The sequence below is a fragment of the Bradyrhizobium guangdongense genome, from assembly GCF_006483445.1.
In the GTDB taxonomy this organism is placed as follows: Bacteria; Pseudomonadota; Alphaproteobacteria; order Rhizobiales; family Xanthobacteraceae; genus Bradyrhizobium; species Bradyrhizobium guangdongense_A.
The window spans coordinates 1-19,356 of the sequence record NZ_PPPT01000092.1 but is presented as its reverse complement, the minus strand read 5'-3'; the positions used below and the strand labels follow the sequence as shown (position 1 = coordinate 19,356).

General features: G+C 64.3%; 18 protein-coding genes and 1 pseudogene. 17 read left to right on the top strand and 2 right to left on the bottom strand.

Annotated elements, in window-relative coordinates; genetic code table 11:
• The first annotated feature begins 75 nt into the window (after positions 1–75).
• From C2U70_RS13405 to C2U70_RS13395, 3 genes are all read left to right on the top strand, one after another.
• Positions 76–933 (top strand): ABC transporter substrate-binding protein, encoded by an 858-nt coding sequence (locus tag C2U70_RS13405; protein WP_186294233.1) that lies wholly within the window; start codon positions 76–78, stop codon positions 931–933.
• 208 nt (positions 934–1,141) lie between these two features.
• Entirely contained in the window at positions 1,142–2,854 is a 1,713-nt protein-coding gene (locus C2U70_RS13400; RefSeq protein ID WP_140978494.1) for a sulfatase-like hydrolase/transferase, read from the top strand.
• Positions 2,855–2,934: 80 nt separating this feature from the next.
• The gene (locus tag C2U70_RS13395) at positions 2,935–3,867 is read left to right on the top strand and encodes an aspartyl/asparaginyl beta-hydroxylase domain-containing protein (protein WP_140978493.1); all 933 of its coding nucleotides are present in this window, start codon (positions 2,935–2,937) and stop codon (positions 3,865–3,867) included.
• Positions 3,868–4,071: 204 nt separating this feature from the next.
• On the opposite strand, the gene C2U70_RS13390 is transcribed toward C2U70_RS13395, so the two are convergent.
• Entirely contained in the window at positions 4,072–5,643 is a 1,572-nt protein-coding gene (locus C2U70_RS13390; RefSeq protein ID WP_140978492.1) for a glycine betaine ABC transporter substrate-binding protein, read from the bottom strand.
• Entirely contained in the window at positions 5,640–6,422 is a 783-nt protein-coding gene (locus C2U70_RS13385; protein ID WP_140978491.1) for an ATP-binding cassette domain-containing protein, read from the bottom strand. Before C2U70_RS13385 ends, C2U70_RS13390 begins: the two co-directional genes overlap by 4 nt.
• A gap of 292 nt (positions 6,423–6,714) precedes the next feature.
• Here C2U70_RS13385 and C2U70_RS13380 point away from each other — a divergent pair, with 292 nt between their 5' ends.
• The 14 genes and pseudogenes from C2U70_RS13380 to C2U70_RS13315 form a co-directional block, all read left to right on the top strand.
• On the top strand, positions 6,715–7,533 hold the full coding sequence (locus C2U70_RS13380; protein ID WP_140978490.1) for an ABC transporter ATP-binding protein: 819 nt from the start codon (positions 6,715–6,717) through the stop codon (positions 7,531–7,533).
• The gene (locus C2U70_RS13375) at positions 7,533–8,318 is read left to right on the top strand and encodes an ABC transporter permease (RefSeq protein ID WP_140978489.1); all 786 of its coding nucleotides are present in this window, start codon (positions 7,533–7,535) and stop codon (positions 8,316–8,318) included. The genes C2U70_RS13380 and C2U70_RS13375 overlap by 1 nt, the downstream gene beginning before the upstream one ends.
• 182 nt (positions 8,319–8,500) lie before the next feature.
• On the top strand, positions 8,501–8,965 hold the full coding sequence (locus tag C2U70_RS13370) for a DUF305 domain-containing protein (protein ID WP_246666746.1): 465 nt from the start codon (positions 8,501–8,503) through the stop codon (positions 8,963–8,965).
• A gap of 10 nt (positions 8,966–8,975) precedes the next feature.
• On the top strand, positions 8,976–10,448 hold the full coding sequence (locus tag C2U70_RS13365; protein ID WP_140978487.1) for a YncE family protein: 1,473 nt from the start codon (positions 8,976–8,978) through the stop codon (positions 10,446–10,448).
• Between the two features lie 40 nt (positions 10,449–10,488).
• Entirely contained in the window at positions 10,489–11,007 is a 519-nt protein-coding gene (locus C2U70_RS13360) for a sigma-70 family RNA polymerase sigma factor (RefSeq protein ID WP_140978486.1), read from the top strand.
• Complete coding sequence (locus C2U70_RS13355; RefSeq protein WP_140978485.1) at positions 11,004–11,777, top strand: anti-sigma factor family protein; 774 nt, start codon at positions 11,004–11,006, stop codon at positions 11,775–11,777. The genes C2U70_RS13360 and C2U70_RS13355 overlap by 4 nt, the downstream gene beginning before the upstream one ends.
• Positions 11,778–11,990: 213 nt before the next feature.
• Positions 11,991–13,016 (top strand): ABC transporter substrate-binding protein, encoded by a 1,026-nt coding sequence (locus C2U70_RS13350; RefSeq protein ID WP_186294232.1) that lies wholly within the window; start codon positions 11,991–11,993, stop codon positions 13,014–13,016.
• A 42-nt stretch (positions 13,017–13,058) separates the two neighbouring features.
• The gene (locus C2U70_RS13345) at positions 13,059–13,763 is read left to right on the top strand and encodes an NUDIX hydrolase (RefSeq protein WP_140978483.1); all 705 of its coding nucleotides are present in this window, start codon (positions 13,059–13,061) and stop codon (positions 13,761–13,763) included.
• Positions 13,764–13,878: 115 nt separating this feature from the next.
• Positions 13,879–15,189: an ABC transporter substrate-binding protein gene (locus tag C2U70_RS13340; RefSeq protein WP_140978482.1), complete on the top strand. Its 1,311-nt coding sequence runs from the start codon at positions 13,879–13,881 to the stop codon at positions 15,187–15,189.
• Between the two features lie 16 nt (positions 15,190–15,205).
• The gene (locus C2U70_RS13335; protein ID WP_186294231.1) at positions 15,206–15,973 is read left to right on the top strand and encodes an ABC transporter ATP-binding protein; all 768 of its coding nucleotides are present in this window, start codon (positions 15,206–15,208) and stop codon (positions 15,971–15,973) included.
• Positions 15,974–15,977: 4 nt separating this feature from the next.
• On the top strand, positions 15,978–16,682 hold the full coding sequence (locus C2U70_RS13330; RefSeq protein WP_140978481.1) for an ABC transporter ATP-binding protein: 705 nt from the start codon (positions 15,978–15,980) through the stop codon (positions 16,680–16,682).
• 6 nt (positions 16,683–16,688) lie between these two features.
• Positions 16,689–17,570 carry a branched-chain amino acid ABC transporter permease gene (locus tag C2U70_RS13325; protein ID WP_140978480.1) on the top strand — a complete coding sequence of 294 codons (882 nt, stop codon included), beginning with the start codon at positions 16,689–16,691 and terminating at the stop codon, positions 17,568–17,570.
• Positions 17,567–18,584 (top strand): annotated as a pseudogene (locus C2U70_RS13320) (branched-chain amino acid ABC transporter permease). The gene C2U70_RS13325 and the pseudogene C2U70_RS13320 overlap by 4 nt, the downstream one beginning before the upstream one ends.
• Positions 18,547–19,356 (top strand): polyphosphate kinase 2 family protein (locus C2U70_RS13315; RefSeq protein ID WP_140978478.1); only part of this gene is annotated, 810 nt, incomplete at its 3' end. The pseudogene C2U70_RS13320 and the gene C2U70_RS13315, both read left to right, overlap by 38 nt.

Below are 19,356 nucleotides of genomic sequence, written 5' to 3'. Positions count from 1 at the left end.
TGGACTTCGCCAGGCATTGCACAAACGTCCCGACCGACGATCGGCTTCCTTGCCAGCGGCTCGCCGGAGACCTTCGTGACCGTGGTCTCCGGGTTTCAGGAAGGCCTCAAGGCAGCAGGGTTCGTGGAAGGCAATAACGTCGCCATCGAATATCGCTGGGCCCAGGGGCAATTCAACCAATTGCCGGCGCTTGCCGCAGACCTCGTCCAGAAGCCGGTCGATCTCCTCGTCACCATGGGCGGCAATGTGGCCGCGCTCGCCGCCAAACGCGCCACGTCGGCCATTCCGATCGTCTTCCTGACCGGCGACGACCCGGTTTCCTCAGGGCTGGTCGAAAGCCTGAACAGGCCGGGTGGCAACGTCACGGGCGTGACCTGGCTTGCCGCCGAGCTGGGGGCGAAAAACCTGGAGCTGGCGAGCGAGCTGGTGCCGGCCGCCTCCACCATCGGCGTCCTGATCAATCCAAATCGCCCGACCGTGCAGGCGCAGCTCGCAGCCGCAAAAGACGCCGCCAAGGCGATCGGAAAGACCCTGCTGGTGCTCAATGCCAGCCAGAAGGACGATATCGAGAAGGTGTTTGCCACGATCGCCGAGGGGCGCGTCGATGCGCTGCTCGTCACCGTCGATCCGGTCTTCATCGTCAACCGGGTCCAGATCATCGAGACGGCCGCAAGGCAGCGGGTGCCGACCCTGTACTTTCAGCGGGAGTTCGTCGATCTCGGCGGCCTCATGAGCTACGGGGCCAGCGCGCACGACGCCTCGCGCCTGGTCGGAGGCTACGCGGCGCGCATCGTCAAGGGCGCCAGGCCGGCCGATCTTCCCATCCAGCGGTCGACCAAGATTGAAACGGTGGTCAATCTCAGGACCGCCAAAACCCTCGGCCTGACCATTCCCCCGACCCTGCTTGCCCGCGCCGACGAGGTGATCGAGTAGGCGGCATTGCCCTTGGGCGCCGGCCCGGCGGCCCGGATTCGCGCCCCGCTAAGATTAAGCGAAGGTCGGACCGCCGGCTGCATTGCACGCGGTTGACCCTTCCATTACATTTTTATGACACGGTGCAGGTTCCGGCTGCGCCGGACTCCCTTGGTCGGCTGGCCAGAGGGTTTGGCATCACCGCGCCAGCCAGTTTTGCGTGCAGTCGATGGCGTCCGCGCCCAACCCAGGTCCCTCTGCCGCCACCGCCGCGCTGGCAAGCGTCGCCGCGATCGGGATCTGGCGCCTGCTTGCCGTTGCGGCGCCGCAGCTCGCAGCACTCGCGCTGATGGTGCAGACGGAGAACGACTTTGGCTCGCGCCTCGGCTTCATCCTGTCCTGGGGCATGCTCAATTTCTTCTGGCTCGCGCTGCTGCGCCGTCCCGCGCTGTCGGGGGCGCTGTCGCTGACCATGGTCGTGGTGCTGGTGCTGCTGTCGCGGCTCAAGCACGACGTTGTCCAGATGACGGTCAACTTCATCGATCTGATGATGATCGACCGCGACACTGTCGCCTTCCTGTTCACGATCTTCCCGAACCTGCGCTGGTCGGTGATCGTGGCGGCGCTGGTCATCCTGCCGTTGATGTATGCGCTGTGGTGGCTCGACCCGTTCCGTATCCGCCGCGTGCCGGCACTCGCCTGCAAGCTCGCCTGCCTCGCGGCGCTGGTCGGCTATTCCATCGGCCATCCCGACGAGGCCTGGCGCGGCTATTACGACGACGGCTATCTCTCAAAATTCTTCCGCTCCGGCGTGACCGCGGTGTCCGACTTCATGCGCTACGGGTTCATGGAGTCGGCTGCGGCGAATAGCGAGCGGCTGAACATGCCGCTGGTCGATTCCTGCCATGCGGCCGGACGGCGGCCGAACATCATCATGGTCCATGATGAATCCAGTTTCGACATCCGCGCAGCCGATGGCATCAAGGTGCCGGCGGGCTATGGCGACCATTTCAAATCCTATGACGGCAGGCAGCGCACGTTTCTCGCCGAGAGCAATGGCGGGCCGAGCTGGTTCACCGAATACAACGTGCTCGCCGGCCTTTCGTCGCGCTCGTTTGGCCGCTTTGCCTATTTCGTGACTCGCATTGCGTCGGGCCGCGTCGAGCGCGGATTGCCGCTGGCGTTGCGGCGCTGCGGCTACGACACCATGTCGCTGTATCCCGCTTACGGCGCCTTCATGAGCGCGCGCAGCTTCCAGCTCTCGACCGGCATTCAGCACTTCTACGACGCCAAGGATCTCGGCGCCAAGGACGTCGAGCCCGACTCTTTCTTCTACGACAAGGCGCTCCAGCTCATGGGTGAGCGTACGCCGAACAAGCCGCTGTTCAGCTTCATCTATCTCGGAGCCAATCATTTCCCCTGGGAGACGCGCTTCCGCCCCGAGTTGACGCCAAACTGGCGCGCGCCGGGCAACGTGGCCTCGATCGACGAATATCTGCGCCGGCAGGCGATGAGTGCCGAGCAATACAAGGCCTTCATCGCCGGCCTGAAGAAGAAATTTCCGGGCGAGCCGTTCCTGATCGTGCGCTATGGCGACCACCAGCCGGAATTCGCGCCGCAAATCCTCGAGCCTGGATTGGACGAGGGTGCGCTCGGCAAGAAGCTGGACGACTACGATCCGCGTCTCTACGCGACCTATTACGCGATCGACGCCATCAACTTCGAGCCGGTCAAGAGCGAAGCTGTCATGGACACGATCGACGCCGCGTATCTGCCGCTGGTGATCCAGGAAGCCGCCGGCGTCCCGCTCGATCCGTCCTTCGCCGCACAGAAGGACATCATGCTGCGCTGCAAGGGCCTGTTCTACGCCTGCAAGGACGGCGCCGAGGCGCGGCGCCTGAACCGCCTCCTGATTGAGGCTGGCATGATCCGCGGGCTCTAGCGGTATTCATCGAGGGTTGAGCGACCCGGCGCATTCCTGCTAATCTTTCAGCATTTCTGCTGTCTTGTGGATTTTTTGCGATGGTCATGCGCCTGCTGTCGCCGCAATTTCTCGTTCTGTGGGCTCTCATCGGCTCGACGCTTGCCGTGCACTTTCGCGGAAAGGTGCGGCTTGGCTTCTGGCGCCAGCTTTCCGATCATTCGACGCTGATGGCGCCCTACAACGTGCTGATGTACATGTTCTCGGCGGTGCCCAACCGGCCGATCCTCGAGGAGACCTCGTTCCCCGAGATGAAGGTGCTTGGCGACAATTGGCAGACGATCCGCGACGAGGCATTGCAACTGTTCCAGCAGGGTCAGATCAAGGCCGCCGACAAGTACAATGATTGGGGCTTCAACTCCTTCTTCCGCACCGGCTGGAAGCGCTTCTACCTGAAATGGTACGACGAGCCGCTCCCGTCGGCGCTCGCGAACTGTCCAAAGACGGTCGCGCTTCTGAGCTCGATCCCGAACATCAAGGGCGCGATGTTCACCAACCTGCCGCCCGGCGGCAGGCTCGTGCAGCATCGCGATCCCTTCGCCGGTTCGATCCGCTATCACCTCGGCCTCCAGGTGCCGAGATCGCCCGGAGAGTGCCGCATCTTCATCGACGGCGATCCCTATAACTGGCGCGATGGCGAGGCGCTGCTGTTCGACGAGACCTATCTGCATTATGCAGAGAACACCACGAGCGACGACCGCCTGATCCTGTTCTGCGACATTGAGCGGCCGCTCAAGAGCAAGGCGATGACCGCGGTCAATCGCTGGTTCTCCGATCACATCATTCGGGAAAGTGCAACGCAGAACGTCGAAGGCGAGCGCGTCGGCTGGATCAATCGCATCTTCGCCTATGCCTACCAGGTGCGCCTCGTCGGCAAGCGCATGAAGGCGTGGAACAGGCGGGTGTACTACGTCGTGAAATATGCGCTGATCGGTGCCGTCCTTGCGGCGTTCCTGGCGACGGCTTTCGCCTGACCGTTGGCAAATATCGGTTGAAAACAACCCCATGCACAGTAGAAAACCGCCGGGGACGCGACTGCGGATTTTTCGAAATAGTGCTTGACCCGTCGGGCAAATCAGGTGTATATTGTCATCATCGCAAGCTGTGGCCGAAGCGTTGCAGCAGACGTCAAATGCCGCTCAAAACGCGCTGCCGGCAGCCTATTCCAGCAGATTCCGTCATTTTCCCGCACCGCCGGCGCCGATCCGCTCCCGCAGCCATTTCGCCACCGCGTCCGGCGACGAGTTCGCGTCGTTGCCGCTGGCGCGCAGATTGGCCTCGCGCATGGTGGCGATGTCGATCTTGCCGAGCAGCGGCTTTAGCGCGGCCTGCAATCGTTCGTCATCGGCGCGCTTGGGCGCAAGCAGCAGGATCGCGTCATAGGGCGGGATCGCGTTCCTGGGATCCTCGAGTGCGACGAGGTCGTATTTCGCGATCAGTCCGTCGCTGGTGTAGCCGGCGATGACGTCGACCTCGTTCGAGGCGACGGCCGCATACATGAAATCGGGCTGCATCTGGCGTTGGGCGCGGAAGGCAAGGCCATAGGCCTTTTGCAGCGCCGCCCATTCCGGCCGCGAGAAGAACTCGTAGTCGCCTGCGATCGACATTGTCGACGTATGCGCCGCGAGATCCGCAATGGTGCGGATGCCGAGCGCCTCCGCACGCTTCCGCGGCATCACCAGCGCATAGGCGTTCTCAAAACCGAGCTCGCCGAGCAGCGTGATCTTTTCCTTGGCGAGCGTGGTCTTGAGTTCGGCAACCAATTCCGCGCGCGGCTTGATGTCGGTGCGGTGCAGCTGGTTGGCCCAAAGCGTGCCGGAATAGTCGACATAGAGATCGATGTCGCCGGCCTTCAAGGCCTCGAAGATCACGCTCGAGCCGAGGCCGGACCGTGCCGTTGCGGAGAGTCCGGCCTCCTGCATCCGGTCCCGAATGAGCGACGACAGCACATATTGCTCGGCAAAGGTCTTTGCGCCGACGACATAGCTCGCCGACGTCCGCGCCAGTGACGGCACCAGCGTCGCGGCGACCAGCGCCGCGATGCCGAGACCGCCGATCGCGGTGCGCGCGCGGCTGCGCTGGCGCAGGCCGGTCTCGATCAGGCCGAGCAGTTGATCGACCAGCAGCGCCAGCACGGCGGACGCGAGACAGCCGAACAGCACGAACACCCAGTTCTGGGTCTGGAGCCCCGCAAAGATGTAATTGCCGAGGCTGGTCTGCCCGATCGGCGTCGACAGCGTCGCGGTGCCGATCACCCACACCGCGGCGGTGCGGATGCCCGCCATCATCACCGGCAGCGCCAAGGGCAGCTCGACCATGGTGAGCGACTGCCGCTCGGTCATGCCGACGCCCTGGGCGGCCTCGATCAGTGCGGGATCGATGCCGTTCAACCCGGTGATGCCGTTGCGCAGCACCGGCAGCATGGAATAGAGCGCCAGCGCCAGCATCGCGGGCAGAAAACCGAAGGCCGAGAACGAGACGCCGAACCAGGACAGCGTCACGGATGCCGCGAGCAGCAGCAGCGGATAGAACAGCGCGAGCAGCGCCAGTCCCGGCACCGTCTGCACGATGCTCGCGAATGCCAGCAGCACGCTGCGCGCCACGGGACGGTTGCGGCAGAGGATCGCGAGCGGCAGGCTGATGATGAGGCCGAGCGCGAGCGCGGCAAGGCTGACCCGGACGTGGTTGCCGAGATAGTCGGGCAGGTGGGACAGCGCCTCGCCCCAGCGCGGATCGGACAACAGGCTCATGCCGCGCCACCCAGCGGCAGGCGTTCGTTCAGCCGTTCGACCTGCCGCCGAGGCGTGCGCAACAGCTCGAGCACATAGGCATCGCTGCTCGCGGCGAGTTGCGCCGGCGTGCCCTGGGCCAGCAATTTGCCGGTGCGCATCACGGCGATGCGGTCGGCGAGCAAAATCGCTTCCGTCATGTCATGGGTGATCATGACGGACGTGAGCCCGAGCTTGCGGTGCAGCTCGCGATAGTCGTCCCCGAGCGCATCGCGGGTGAGGGGATCGAGCGCGCCAAAGGGCTCGTCCATCAGCACGATGCGCGGGCGTGCGGCGAGCGCCCGCGCCACGCCGACGCGCTGGCGCTGTCCGCCGGAGAGGGCCGCGGGCAGGCGGTCGCGATGTTCGCTGCGGTCGAGCCGGACGAGATCCAGCAGCTCGTCGACGCGTGCGGCGATGTCGCCCACCGGGGCGCCCAGCAGCTTTGGCGTGATGCCGATATTGTCGGCGACGCTCAGATGCGGGAACAGCCCGCCGCTCTGGAAGACGTAGCCGATGCGGCGCCGCAGCGCGACCGGGTCGATGCGGCTGACGTCCTCGCCTTCGACCGTGATGGTGCCGCTGTCCACCTCGATCAGCCGGTTGGCGAGCCGCAACAGCGTCGTCTTGCCCGATCCGGAGCCGCCGACAACAGCCAGAAACTCGCCCTCGGCAATGTCGAGCGAGACGTCGTCCACCGCCGCGACGCGGCCAAACGTCTTGGCGACATGCGCATAGCCGATCATGGGCGTGGATGGCATCGGGTGCGGGCTCGCTCTTTCTTACCCTCCCCTGGAGGGGGAGGGTCGCTTCGCATGTAGCGAAGCGGAATGCGAAGCGGGGTGGGGTGACCTCTCCACGCTGGCACCGTCTCAATGGAGAGACTGTCACCCCACCCCGTCTCACATTTCGCTGCGCTCAATGTGAGCCGACCCTCCCCCTCCAGGGGAGGGTAAGAGCGCGACGTCATGCATGCGTACCACGTTTACCCGCTCGATTGAACTTGCCGTCGCAAGAGGCTAAGGCATCCCCCGAGTTTCGGGGAGGACAGGCATGACGACGCCCACGGCGGTGGCGCTGGAGGATACGACGGTTGCGTTCCGGCTGGGCGACGACCGGGTCTATACGGCGGTCGAGAAGGCCCGGCTGACGGTCGCACCGGGCGAGTTCGTCGCCATTGTCGGCCCGACCGGCTGCGGAAAATCGACGCTGCTCAATGTCGCGGCGGGGCTGCTCAAGCCGGCCGCCGGCAACGTCACCGTGTTCGACCGGCCGCTGACGGGCCTCAACAGGGATGCCGGCTATCTGTTCCAGGCCGACGCGCTGTTCCCGTGGAAGACGGCGATCGACAATGTCGCGATCGGGCTGGAGATCAAGGGCACGCCGCGGACCGAAGCCCTGGCTCGCGCGCAGACGTGGCTGACCTCGGTCGGCCTCGGCGCCTTCGCGGGCCGCTATCCGCACATGTTGTCGGGTGGTCAGCGCAAACGCGTGGCGCTGGCGCAGGTGCTGATCCGCGATCCCAAGATATTGCTGATGGACGAGCCGTTCGGCCCGCTCGATGCCCAGACGCGGCAGGTGATGGGCAATCTGCTGCTCGACCTCTGGAATGCCGATCGCAAGGCGGTGCTGTTCGTGACCCATGATCTGGAGGAGGCGATCGCGCTCGCCGACCGCGTCGTGATCATGTCGGCGGGGCCGTCCTCGCGCATCATCGGCGACTGGCGCGTGACGTTGCCGCGCCCCCGCGACATTTTTGAGGTACGGCTGGACAAGGAGTTCCATGCGCTGCATCGCGAGATCTGGGGCGTGCTCAAGGACGAGGTGATGAAGGGTTATGCCCAGTCCACCCAAGCGGCGGAGGCGGTCTGATGTCGCGCGTCACGCTGTTGTCGTTGCAGGTGCTGGTCGCCGTGGTCGGGATCGTGCTGTGGCAGGTGCTCTCGACCGTTCCGGTGTTCGGAAAGATCCTGCTGCCGCCGTTCTTCTTCTCCAATCCGGCCGACGTGTTCAGCCAGATCGTCAAATGGTTCTCGACCGGCGTGATCTGGAAGCATCTCGGCATCACGCTCGTGGAATCCGTGCTCGCCTTCGTCATCGGCTCGGTCGGCGGCGCACTGGTCGGCTTCTGGTTCGCGCGACAGCCGCGTGTCGCCGCCGTGTTCGACCCTTACATCAAGATGGTCAATGCGCTTCCGCGCGTCGTGCTCGCGCCGATCTTCGCGCTGTGGCTCGGGCTCGGCATCTGGTCGAAGGTCGCGCTCGGCGTGACCTTGGTGTTCTTCATCGTGTTCTTCAACGTCTACCAGGGCGTCAAGGAGGTCAGCCGCACCGTGCTCGACAACGGCCGCATGCTCGGCATGAGCGAGGGGCAGTTGACGCGCCACGTCTATTTTCCGTCGGCGCTGTCCTGGATGTTCTCGTCGCTCCACACCTCCGTCGGCTTTGCCGTGGTTGGTGCCGTCGTCGGCGAATATCTCGGCTCCGCCGCCGGCCTCGGGTATCTGATCCAGCAGGCCGAGGGCATCTTTGACGTCGCCGGTGTGTTCGCCGGCATGTTCGTGCTGTCGGCCTTCGTCATCCTGATCGATTTTGGCGTGACGCTGGTCGAGCGCCGGCTGCTGGTATGGCGGCCGACCGTGGAGGGGCCGAGGTGACCAAGCTGCCTCGCCGGCCCGTTGACGTTTATGTGATCGTCCCGCCGGAATAGAACCCGCGCCCACGCGTCAAACCCCCATGCAAACACCTGCATGGGGAGTTCAGAATGCATCCGTCACGGTTTCGCCGCGTCGCCGCCGCGTTCGCAGGCAGATGTCGATGGCCGAGGTCCGGCCTCGGCATGGCATTCCTTGCTGTGCGAATCCTCGTCGCATTCGCGGTGCCTCCTCTCGTGTTCGCGCATGAAAGCCATCCGGCGGCTGCGCCGGCCGCCCTCAGTGCCGAGGAGAACGCCTTCCTGCAAGAAAACGATGCCGCCATGACCAGGATGATGAATGACATGTCGGTCAAACCGAGTGGCGACGTCGATCGCGACTTCGCCGCGATGATGATTCCGCATCATCGAGGTGCGATCGACATGGCGGCGGCCGAATTGCGTTACGGCAAGAACGAGCAGCTTCGGCGTATCGCCCAGGAAATCATCGTGGATCAGATGCAGGAGATCGCGGCCATGAAGCTCGCCATCGGCGAGCCGGTCACCGACACCGCGCCTGCTCCGACGCAGCCCACGTCCGTTCCAGTTGCCACCGTTCACCATCGTCATCCGGCCATTCCAATGGATATGCCCGCCGAAATGAAGAACTAGGAGCCAAGACATGACCAGATCGAAAAGCAGGTTCGGGAAAAGCATTCTCCTGGCCGCCACGATGCTTGCAACCGGATCGGCCGCGTGGGCGGGACAGGCGCCGGGCGCGCTGTCGGCCCCGGACATCCCGATCAGCCGTCACGACCGCGTCTACGCCGCAGAACAGTTCTCGAATACGGTTTCGGTCACCGATCCCGTGGATAACAAGCTGCTCGGCGTGATCCGGCTGGGCGACCCCCAGCCTGGAAATTTCAGCCCGCTCTACAAGGGCCAGGTGCTCGTGCACGGCCTGGGCTTCTCACCCGATCACAGGACGCTCGCCGTGGTATCGATCGGTTCGAACTCCGTGAGCTTCATCGACACCGCAACCAACGCGGTCAAGCACGTGACCTATGTCGGGAGGTCGCCGCACGAGGCGTTCTTCACGCCGGACGGCAAGGAAGTGTGGGTCACCGTCCGCGGCGAAAACTACATCTCCGTCATCGACCCGACGAGCTTCAAGGAGAAAACCCGCATCACGACCCCGAACGGGCCGGGTATGCAAATTTTCTCACCCGACGGCAAGTTTGGTTACATCTGCTCGTCCTTCAATCCTGAAACCGACGTGGTGGCGGTTGCCGAGCACAAGATTATTGCCACGGTGAAGCAGGAGAGCCCGTTCTGCCCGAACATCGCGGCGACGCCAGACGGAAACCAGGTGTGGTTCACGCTCAAGGATGTGGGCCGGACACAGGTGTTCAATGCGCGACCGCCGTTCAATGCGATCAAGACGATCGAAACCGGTCCGATCACAAATCACGTCAACTTCGCGCACACCGCAAAGGGAACATTCGCTTATGTCACCGTTGGCGGTTCGAACGAAGTGAAGGTGTTCCGCACCGACGACTTCTCGCAGGTCGCGACGATTCCGGTCGGCAATCTGCCGCACGGCGTCTGGCCGTCCGGCGACGGCACACGCATCTATGTCGGGTTGGAGAACGCCGACGCGCTCGCGGTGATCGATACGGCCACCAATAAGGTGGTCGGGAACGTTCCGGTCGGCCAGGCGCCGCAGGCGATCGCCTATGTTCCGAACGCTGCACCCGACCCGGATGACCGACAGAACCTGCAGGCCCTCGGCCTTGCCGGACAGGTCGCTCATCTGGCGCTCGTGTCGAAGGGCGGTGCAAAGGACGGCAAGGCGCCGACCAGTGTGTCGCTGTTCGATCAGGGCCTGATTCAGGTCTTGCAGGCTTCGGTGACGGGGCTTCAGCCCAGGCAGAAATATGTCCTTGCGCTGGCGGACCATGGTGACGGAAGCGGCCCGTTGCAGCCATTGGCGACGTTCATGACCAACCCGGCTGGATCCGCCATCGTCAACGCGGCCGGCCCGATTCGGCAGATCGTCGACCAGTCTGCCGCGGCTGCCGCCAAGCGGTATCTGGTGATAGCGTCCGGCGACCCGGCCATGCCCGGCGAGGCGGTCCAGATCGAGGCGCGATGACGTTGGGCCGGACGGCAACGGGGAGACGGCGGAACGGGCCATGAAGGACATGCTGGTTCAAGTCGAGCCGCTGATCCCCGCGCTCCGCCGTTATGCGCGTGCTCTCGTGCGCGATCGGGCAGGCGCGGACGACCTGGTCCAGGATTGCCTGGAGCGTGCCGTCAGCCGCTGGCATCAGCGGCGCGACGGCAGCGTGCGCGCCTGGCTGTTCACCATCCTACACAATCTGGCGGTCACGCAATTTCGCCAGGCGACAGCGCGGGGCAGGCATATGCCGATCGACGATGCGGGCGAGCAGGAGCTCGTCAGCGCTGCGGCGCAGGAGCACAGGCTGATCTATCAGGATGTCCTGAGCAAGCTTGCGCGACTGCCGGAAGAGCAGCGGGCCGTGTTGTTGCTCGTTGCGGTGGAGGATCTTTCCTACGCGGATGCTGCGGAGGTTCTCAAGATTCCGGTTGGCACCGTGATGTCGCGCTTGTCGCGTGCGCGGGAGCGGCTGCAGCAGGAGATGGATGGCGTTGGGCCGGGGAATGTCGTCGCATTGCGGAGCTTGAAATGAACCAGCGGCCGATCACGGAAGACGATCTCCACGCTTATGTGGACCAGGCGCTCGAGCCCGAGCGTCGCGCGGAGGTCGCGTCCTATCTGGAGGAGCATCCGGATATTGCCGGCCGCGTCGCGGCCTTCATCACCCAGCGCGAACAGTTGCGTGGCGCGCTTGCGTCGGTCGCCGACGAGCCAATACCGGCAGAATTGAACTTGTCTCACATCATCGAGAGCCGGAAGCGGCGTCCCCTGCGGGCGTGGGGAGCGATCGCTGCGATGCTGCTTCTCGGCATCGGCGGTCTTGGCGGATGGACCATGCGCAGCGCATTGCAGGATAGTCCGAACGGGCTGTCCGCGTTGGCGCAGGAGGCGGCCTACACTTATGGCGTCTACGCACCGGACCGCGTGCGGCCGGTCGAGATTCGCGCAGCCGACAGCGCCGAGCTCACGCAATGGGTCTCCAACCGGCTGAAACAGCCGGTCAAGGTGCCGGACCTCGCCGTCTCCGGCTATAGGCTGATGGGTGGGCGCCTGGTCGCCACGTCGCACGGTCCGGCCGCGATGTTCATGTATGACGACGATCGCGGCGACCGCCTCGTCGTGCTGACGCGCCCGATGAGCAGCGGTAGTCCGGATGCGCCGATGATGCCGCAATCGACCGGCGGCGTCGCCGGCTTCGCTTGGGCAGATGGCAGCCTGGGCTATACCCTCGTCGGCCAGCTTCCGACTGACATTCTCAAGCCGATCGCGAATGAGATAAGGAAGCAGGCGCGCCAGATCTAGCGCGAAAGCCACGAACGGGCTCGCACATCGGCGCGCGCGGAGATTGCCGCTGCCGTGCCTTGGCGATCACGACGAGGTCGCCCGGTTTCGCGGTGATTTCCTTGTCGCCGAGCCAGACGGTTGCGTCGAAAGGCGGATGAACAGGGTCCCGGGCGCGGCTTCTCAAGCCCGGTCGGCTCCTCTATGGTGCCGCCAGCCGAACGGAGGAAACCAATGAAGAACACGATAGCCAGGCTCGCGGGCGCGCTGCTCGCGCTCACCCTCACCAGCGGTTTCGCCGCAGCGCAAAGCAAGGTCACCATCGCCGTCGGCGGCGGCGCCTGCCTGTGCTACCTGCCCACCGTGCTGGCCAAGCAGCTCGGCGAATATGAGAAGGCCGGCATCAGCGCCGAGCTGGTCGACCTCAAGGGTGGCTCCGATGCGCTCAAGGCCGTGCTCGGCGGCAGCGCCGACGTGGTCTCCGGCTATTTCGACCATTGCGTCAACCTCGCGGCCAAGAAGCAGGAGCTGCAGGCTTTCGTGGTCTACGACCGCTATCCCGGCCTCGTGCTGGTCGTGTCGCCCTCGCACACGGGCGAGATCAAGTCGATCAAGGATCTCGCCGGCAAGAAGGTCGGCGTCAGCGCGCCGGGCTCGTCGACCGACTTCTTCCTCAAGTTTCTCCTGAAGAAGAACGGGCTCGATCCCGCCGGCACTGCCGTGATCGGCGTCGGCCTCGGCGCGACCGCGGTGGCCGCGATGGAGCAGGGCCAGATCGATGCGGCCGTGATGCTCGACCCGTCCGTCACCGTGCTGCAGGGCAGCCACAAGGATTTGCGCATCCTCAGCGACACCCGCACGCAGAAGGACACGCTCGAAACGTTCGGCGGCGAATATCCGGGCGGCGCACTCTATTCGACCGTGGCCTGGATCAACGGTCACGAGAAGGAAACGCAGGGGCTCACCAATGCCATCGTCAACACGCTGGCCTGGATCCACTCGCACACGCCGGAAGAGATCATGGCCAAGATGCCGGACGAGATGGTCGGCAAGAACAAGGACCTCTATCTCGCCGCGCTGAAGAACACGATCCCGATGTTCTCGACGACCGGCAAGATGGACCCGAAGGGTGCGGATGCCGTGCTCGCCGTGTTCAGCGTCGGTTCGCCCGAAGTTGCCGCCGCCAAGATCGACGTCAGCAAGACTTTTACCAACAAGTTCGTCGAGCAGGCCAAGAAGACCACGGGAAGTGCCAAATAATGCGTCAGGCAAATGGCATGAAGGCGTGATACCCAAGGCCGCATGACATCGCCGACGATTCATCGTGTCACGACGCTCGACCTCGCCGTGAAGACAATGGCGTGGCCGTTCGCCGAGGAACGGCGCGCCGACATCGCGGCGTATTTCGCCGAGAAGCAGCGCGAGCGGCCAAAACTCTGGAACGGTCGGATCCTGCTCGGGCGCGATGCCGCCTTCTCCGGCGATCATCTTTCAGCCACCTATTTCGAAACCGATTTCGCGAGTTTCCTCGCCTGGCGCGACTGGGGCTTTCCCGACAAGGCCGTGTTCAACGGCTTTGGCATGGGCGCCTTGCGCGCGAGCGACGGCGCCTTCGTCATGGGCGTCATGGGTGAGCACACCGCGAATGCCGGTCGCATCTATTTCCCGGCCGGCACGCCCGATCCCGATGACGTCAGGGATGGCCGTCTCGACATTCCCGGCAGCGTGGTGCGGGAGATCGAGGAGGAGACCGGGCTGGTTGCGACCGACTACCGCGCCGAGCCGCACTGGCACTGCATCGTGACTTCAGCCGCAATCGCATTGATCCGGATCATCGACGTGGACATGCCTGCTGATGCCATCCGCGCGCGGATCGAGGCAAATCTGGCGGCGCAGGACGAGCCTGAGCTCTCGGGCATCCATCTGGTGCGCGGATTGAACGATCTCACGCCGACCATGCCGCGTTACATCGCGACCTTCATCGAGCAGCAATTCGCCTCGATCTGACGCCGCGCGCGAGGGCGCGACTCTATTCGGCTTGACATCGCTTCCCGCACCCCATGTGATGGGCAAAAAAGAAAAGCAACAAGAATGCAATGCACAATGGTCGAGGGAGGTACGGATGCGCTTGCGCAAGGCTGCCCGCTTGCTGTGTGGGCTGATGGTCGCGGTCGCCGCGACGGGCTTGGCTGTGTCGGCCGAGGCTCAGGAGAAGAAACTCAAGATCGGCGTCATCTATGATCTGACCGGGCCGCTCGCCGGCGGCGGCTCGGAGCTGCAATATATCGGCGCCAAGATCATGCTCGACCAGTATGCCAAGACCGGCGTCGAGGGCTACAAGATCGAGGCGATCTATGCCGACGCGCAAAGCAAGCCTGACATCGCCATCAATGAGGCGGTGCGGCTGATCGAGCAGGAGAAGGTCGACATGCTGCTCGGCTTCTTCTCCTCGGCGCAATGCGTGCCGGTGGCGGCCCGCGTCGAGCAGGCGAAGAAGTTCATGTGGATCACCACCTGCATTTCGTCGGCCGTGCTGGCGGACAAGAACTACAAATACATCTTCCGCCCGCAGGCGAGCGGCGACCAGTTCGGCATGATGACGATGGACTTCATCGCGCAGAACTCCAAGGAGAAGTTCGGCAAGGAGCTGAAGGATCTGCGGGTGGCGATCATCCACGAAGACGGTGCCTATGGCGTCGACGTCTCCAAGGGCAACGAGGCCGGTGCCAAGAAGGCCGGCTTCAACGTCGTCCTGAAGGAAGGCTATTCCGCGACCGCGCCGGACCTCTCCGCCCTGGTGACCAAGCTGAAGCGCGCCAAGCCCGACGTCGTCTTTCACACCGGATACAACCCCGACATCACGCTGTTGCTGCGCCAGGCGCGCGAGCAGGGCTTGAAGTTCGGCGCCCTCGTCGGCCACGGCGCCGGCTACGGCGTGTACGAGAAGCTGAAGGAGGGCATGGGCGCCGACATCAACTACGTCTTCAACACCGACCCGATCTCGATCTGGCTTGCCAACCAGAAGTCCATGGATGCAAAGCTGCCGCCGGTCATCAAGATGGTCGGCGAGGAGTTCGACAAGGTGAAGCCGGGGGTGGCCATCCGCTCGGCGCATGTCGGCATGGCGGCCTCGAACACCTATGTCTTCATGACGGAAGTGTTGCCGCGTGCGATCAAGAAGTATGGCGGCGTCGATCCCGATGCGCTGCGCAAGGCCGCGCTCGAGGTCGATCTGCCCGAGGGCGGAACGATGCTCGGCTTCGGCGTCAAGTTCTACGGCGAGGGCCAGCCGATGGCGGGCCAGAACGAGCGCTCGTTCCCCGTCGTCATCCAATACGTCGACGACAAATCCTATGTGGTGTGGCCGAAGAGCCAGGCGCAGCGCGAGGCCGTGCTGCCCCTGCCGAAGGGCACCACCTACTCGAACCAGTAGCGCGGAGCAAAAAGCGGTGCTGGAGGTCAGCGGGCTGGTGAAGCGTTTTGGCGGCTTCACCGCCGTCAACAACGTCTCGTTTAGGGTCGAGCAGGGCGAGATCCTCGGCCTGATCGGCCCGAACGGGTCGGGCAAGAGCACGATCTTCAACATGCTCTCCGGCACGCTTCCGCCGACGGCGGGATCGATCCTGTTCGCCGGATCCGAGATCGGCGGGCTCGCGCCTCACCGCATCATCAATGGCGGCATCGGACGCACCTTCCAGATTCCGCGCCCGTTCCGCCGGCTGACCATTTTCGAGAACGTGGCGCTGGCCGGTTTCTACGGCCAGGGCCGGCACAGCCGCGCCAAGGCCGAGGAGTCGGCCGAGCGCGCGCTCGCCATGGTCGGCCTTCCGACCGATCGCCATGCCAGCGTCGACGGCCTCGGCGCGGCCGGACTGAAGAAGCTGGAACTGGCGAAAGCGCTGGCGACGGGGCCAAAGCTGCTGCTGGCCGACGAAAGCCTCGGCGGGCTCGACGAGCACGAGATGGACCAGGCCGCCGACATGCTGCGCAAGATCCGCGACGATCTCGGCATCACCATCATCTGGGTCGAGCACATCATGGGCGTGCTGATGCGCGTGGTCGACCGGGTGATGGTGCTCGATCACGGCGAGAAGATTTCGGAAGGCCTGCCGAGCGCGGTCGCCTCCGACCCGCGGGTGATCGAGGTCTATCTCGGGACCGACGCCGAGACCACGCAAGCCGCGGCCGCCGAAGCGCGCCGCCGTGCCGGAGGCTAGCGCCATGCTGGAGCTTCGATCCGTCGATGCCGGCTATGGCAGCTTTCAGGCGCTGTTCGACGTCAGTCTCGACGTGAAGGCGGGCGAGGCGGTCGGTGTCATCGGCCCCAATGGTGCCGGCAAGACCACCCTGATGCGCGTGATCTCCGGCCTGATCCGCCCGACGCGCGGATCGATCCGCATGGAGGGCGTCGATGTCGTGGCGACGCCCGCGCACCGCATCGTCGGCATGGGGATCGCGCATGTGCCGGAGAACCGCCGGCTGTTTCCGCGCCTGTCGGTCGACGACAATCTCAAGATGGGCGCCTTCATGCCGGAGGCGCGCGCCAAATATGCCGAGCGGCTCGAGATCGTGTTCGACCTGTTTCCGCGCCTGAAGGAACGCCGCCACCAGATGGCCGGCACCATGTCCGGCGGCGAGCAGCAGATGTGCGCGATCGGCCGCGCGATGATGTCGGACCCAAAACTGCTGCTGCTCGACGAACCCTCGGCGGGGCTCGCGCCGGTCGTTGTGCAGCAGGTCTTCGAGCTCGTGAAGCGGATCAGGGCAAGCGGCCTGACCGTGCTGATCGTCGAGCAGAACGTGCAGCAGGTGCTGCGCGTGGTGGACCGCGCCTATCTGATCGAGGCCGGCAGTATCCGCGCCTCCGGCACCTCGTCCGAGATGCTGGCGAGCGACACGGTGAAGGAAGCCTATCTCGGGGTGTGAGGGGACATGCAGGGATTTCTCGACATCTTCGACATCTATCTGCTGGAGGCCGTGATCAACGGCATCCTGCTCGGCGGCGTGCTGGCGCTGCTCGCGCTCGGGCTGAACCTGATCTTCGGCGTGATCGACGTGACCTGGATCTGCTACGCTGAGCTTGTCATGATCGGCATGTACGCGATGTACTTCCTGGTCCAGTATTACGGCATCAGCTATTTCATTGCCGCGCCGCTGACCATCCTGCTCGTCGCGGCCCTCGGCGGATTGCTGCATTTCCTCGTGATCGCGCCGCTTCTGACCGCGCCGCCGATCAACCAGTTGCTCGCGACCGGCGGCGTGCTGTTCGTGCTGCAGAGCTTTGCCACCGTCGCCTTCGGCATCGACTTCCGCAATCTCGGCATCCGCCTGCCCGTGCTCGCCTTCGGCGAGATGAACTTTTCCTATGCGCGGCTGTTGTCGTTCCTCGCGGCGCTGGTCGGCATGGTCGCGGTCTACCTGTTCATGACCCGCACCTTCACCGGCATCGCGATCCGCGCCATCTCGCAGGACCGGCAGATCATGGCGCTGATGGGCGTCGACACCAAAAAGCTCTACATCATCACGTCGGCGCTCGGCGGCGCGCTCGCAGGGCTCGCTGCCTGCCTGCTCGTGCTGCAATATGACGTGCATCCCTTCGTCGGCCTGTCGTTCGGGCCGATCACCTTCTTGATCTGCGTGCTCGGGGGGCTCGGCAATTTCATCGGCGGCTTCGTCGCGGCCTTCGTCTTCGCCGAGATCATCTCGCTCGGCGGCCTGTTCTCCGATCTCGAATGGGGCTACGTGCTCGCCTTCGGCTTCTTCATCCTGATGATGTTCATCCGGCCCGCGGGCCTGTTCGCGAGGCGGTCATGACGGGGCAGGGACGGTATGCAGCCTGGATCGTCGGGCTGGCGGCGCTCGTCGCGCTGCCCTTCGTCTATCGCGATCCCTATCACCTGCACATCCTGGTGCTGATCCTGATCTGGTCGTTCGCCTATACGTCCTGGTCCATGATGGGGCGGTTCGGGCTGGTTTCGCTCGGCCATGGCGGCTTCATGGGGATCGGCGCCTATGTCACGGCGCTGCTGTGGAACCATGTCGGCCTGTCGCCATGGATCGGCATTCCCATCAGCATGGTGACGGCCGGCGTGCTGGCGCTGATCGTCGGCTATCCCTGCTTCCGCTTCCGCATCACCGGGCACTATTTCGTGCTGGTGACGCTGGCGCTGTCCGGCATCGTGCTGCAGGTCATCACCGCCACGCGCGACTGGACCGGCGGCTCGCTCGGCTACACGCCCAATCGCGCCGCCACCAACAGATGGCTGGCGCTGCAATTCGACGACAAGACCACCTGGTATCTGATCGCGCTCGGAACCTGGCTTTTCGGCATCGTGGTCTGGCACTGGGTCGACCGCAGCATGAGCCGCTACGCGCTGGAGGCGATCTCGGAGGACGAGGATGCTGCCGCCGCCGCGGGCGTCGACGTCACCGCGGAAAAGCTGAAGATCACGCTGATCAGCGCGCTGATGACGGCGCTGGCGGGCGCGATCTACTGCCAGTACCAGATGTTCATCACCCCCGACACGGTGAGCGGCATCTCGGTGTCGCTGCAGATGGTGTTCGCTGCCATCGTCGGCGGTCTCTATGTGTCGCTCGGGCCGACGATCGGCGCCATCATCACCATCCTGCTCGCCGAAACCCTGCGCATCGGCTTTGGAACCAAGGCGGTCGGCTGGGATAATCTCGTCTACGGGCTGCTGCTGGTTCTCTTCATCATATTCCTTCCCAAGGGCATCCTTGGTAGCGTGCTCGACCGCTTGAAGCCGCAACGCAAGGTCTCCCCGAGCTCATGAACAAGAAGCCCAAATCGCTCGCCGCCGAACTTGACGAATTCATCACGCCGTTCCGCCATGACGGCTCGGGCAAGTTTCACCTGAAGGACCACAAGACCGACGAGAAGGGCCGGCTGGACAAGGAGAAGGCGCAGGTCATCCTCGACGCCAACAAGAAGCGCCTCGTCGATTTCCAGGAAAAGCTCTACGCGCAGGACCGCTGGTCATTGCTGCTGATCTTCCAGGGCATGGACGCCGCGGGCAAGGACAGCGCGATCAAGGCGATCTTCGAGGGCATCAATCCGCAGGGCTGTGACGTCCATGCCTTCAAGCAGCCGACCAGCACCGAGCTCGACCATGATTTCCTGTGGCGCAACATGATCGCGCTGCCGCCGCGCGGCCATATCGGAATCTTCAATCGCTCACATTACGAGGAATGCCTGGTCACGCGCGTGCATCCGGAAATCCTGCAGAAGGAGAAGCTGCCGCCGCGGCTGGTCACCAAGAATATCTGGCAGGAGCGGTTCGAGGATATCTCCGCCGTCGAACGCTATCTCTCGCGCAACGGCACCGTGATCCTGAAATTCTTCCTCAACGTGTCCAAGGAGGAGCAGCGCCAGCGGTTCCTCGAGCGCCTCGAGGAGCCTTCCAAGAACTGGAAGTTCTCGATGGGCGACATCACCGAACGCGCGCTGTGGCCGCGCTACCAGGCGGTGTACCAGGACATCGTCCGGCATACGTCGACGCGGTACGCGCCCTGGTATGTCGTGCCTGCGGATTACAAATGGTTTGCGCGCGTAGTGATCGGCTCGGCGATCGTCGCGGCG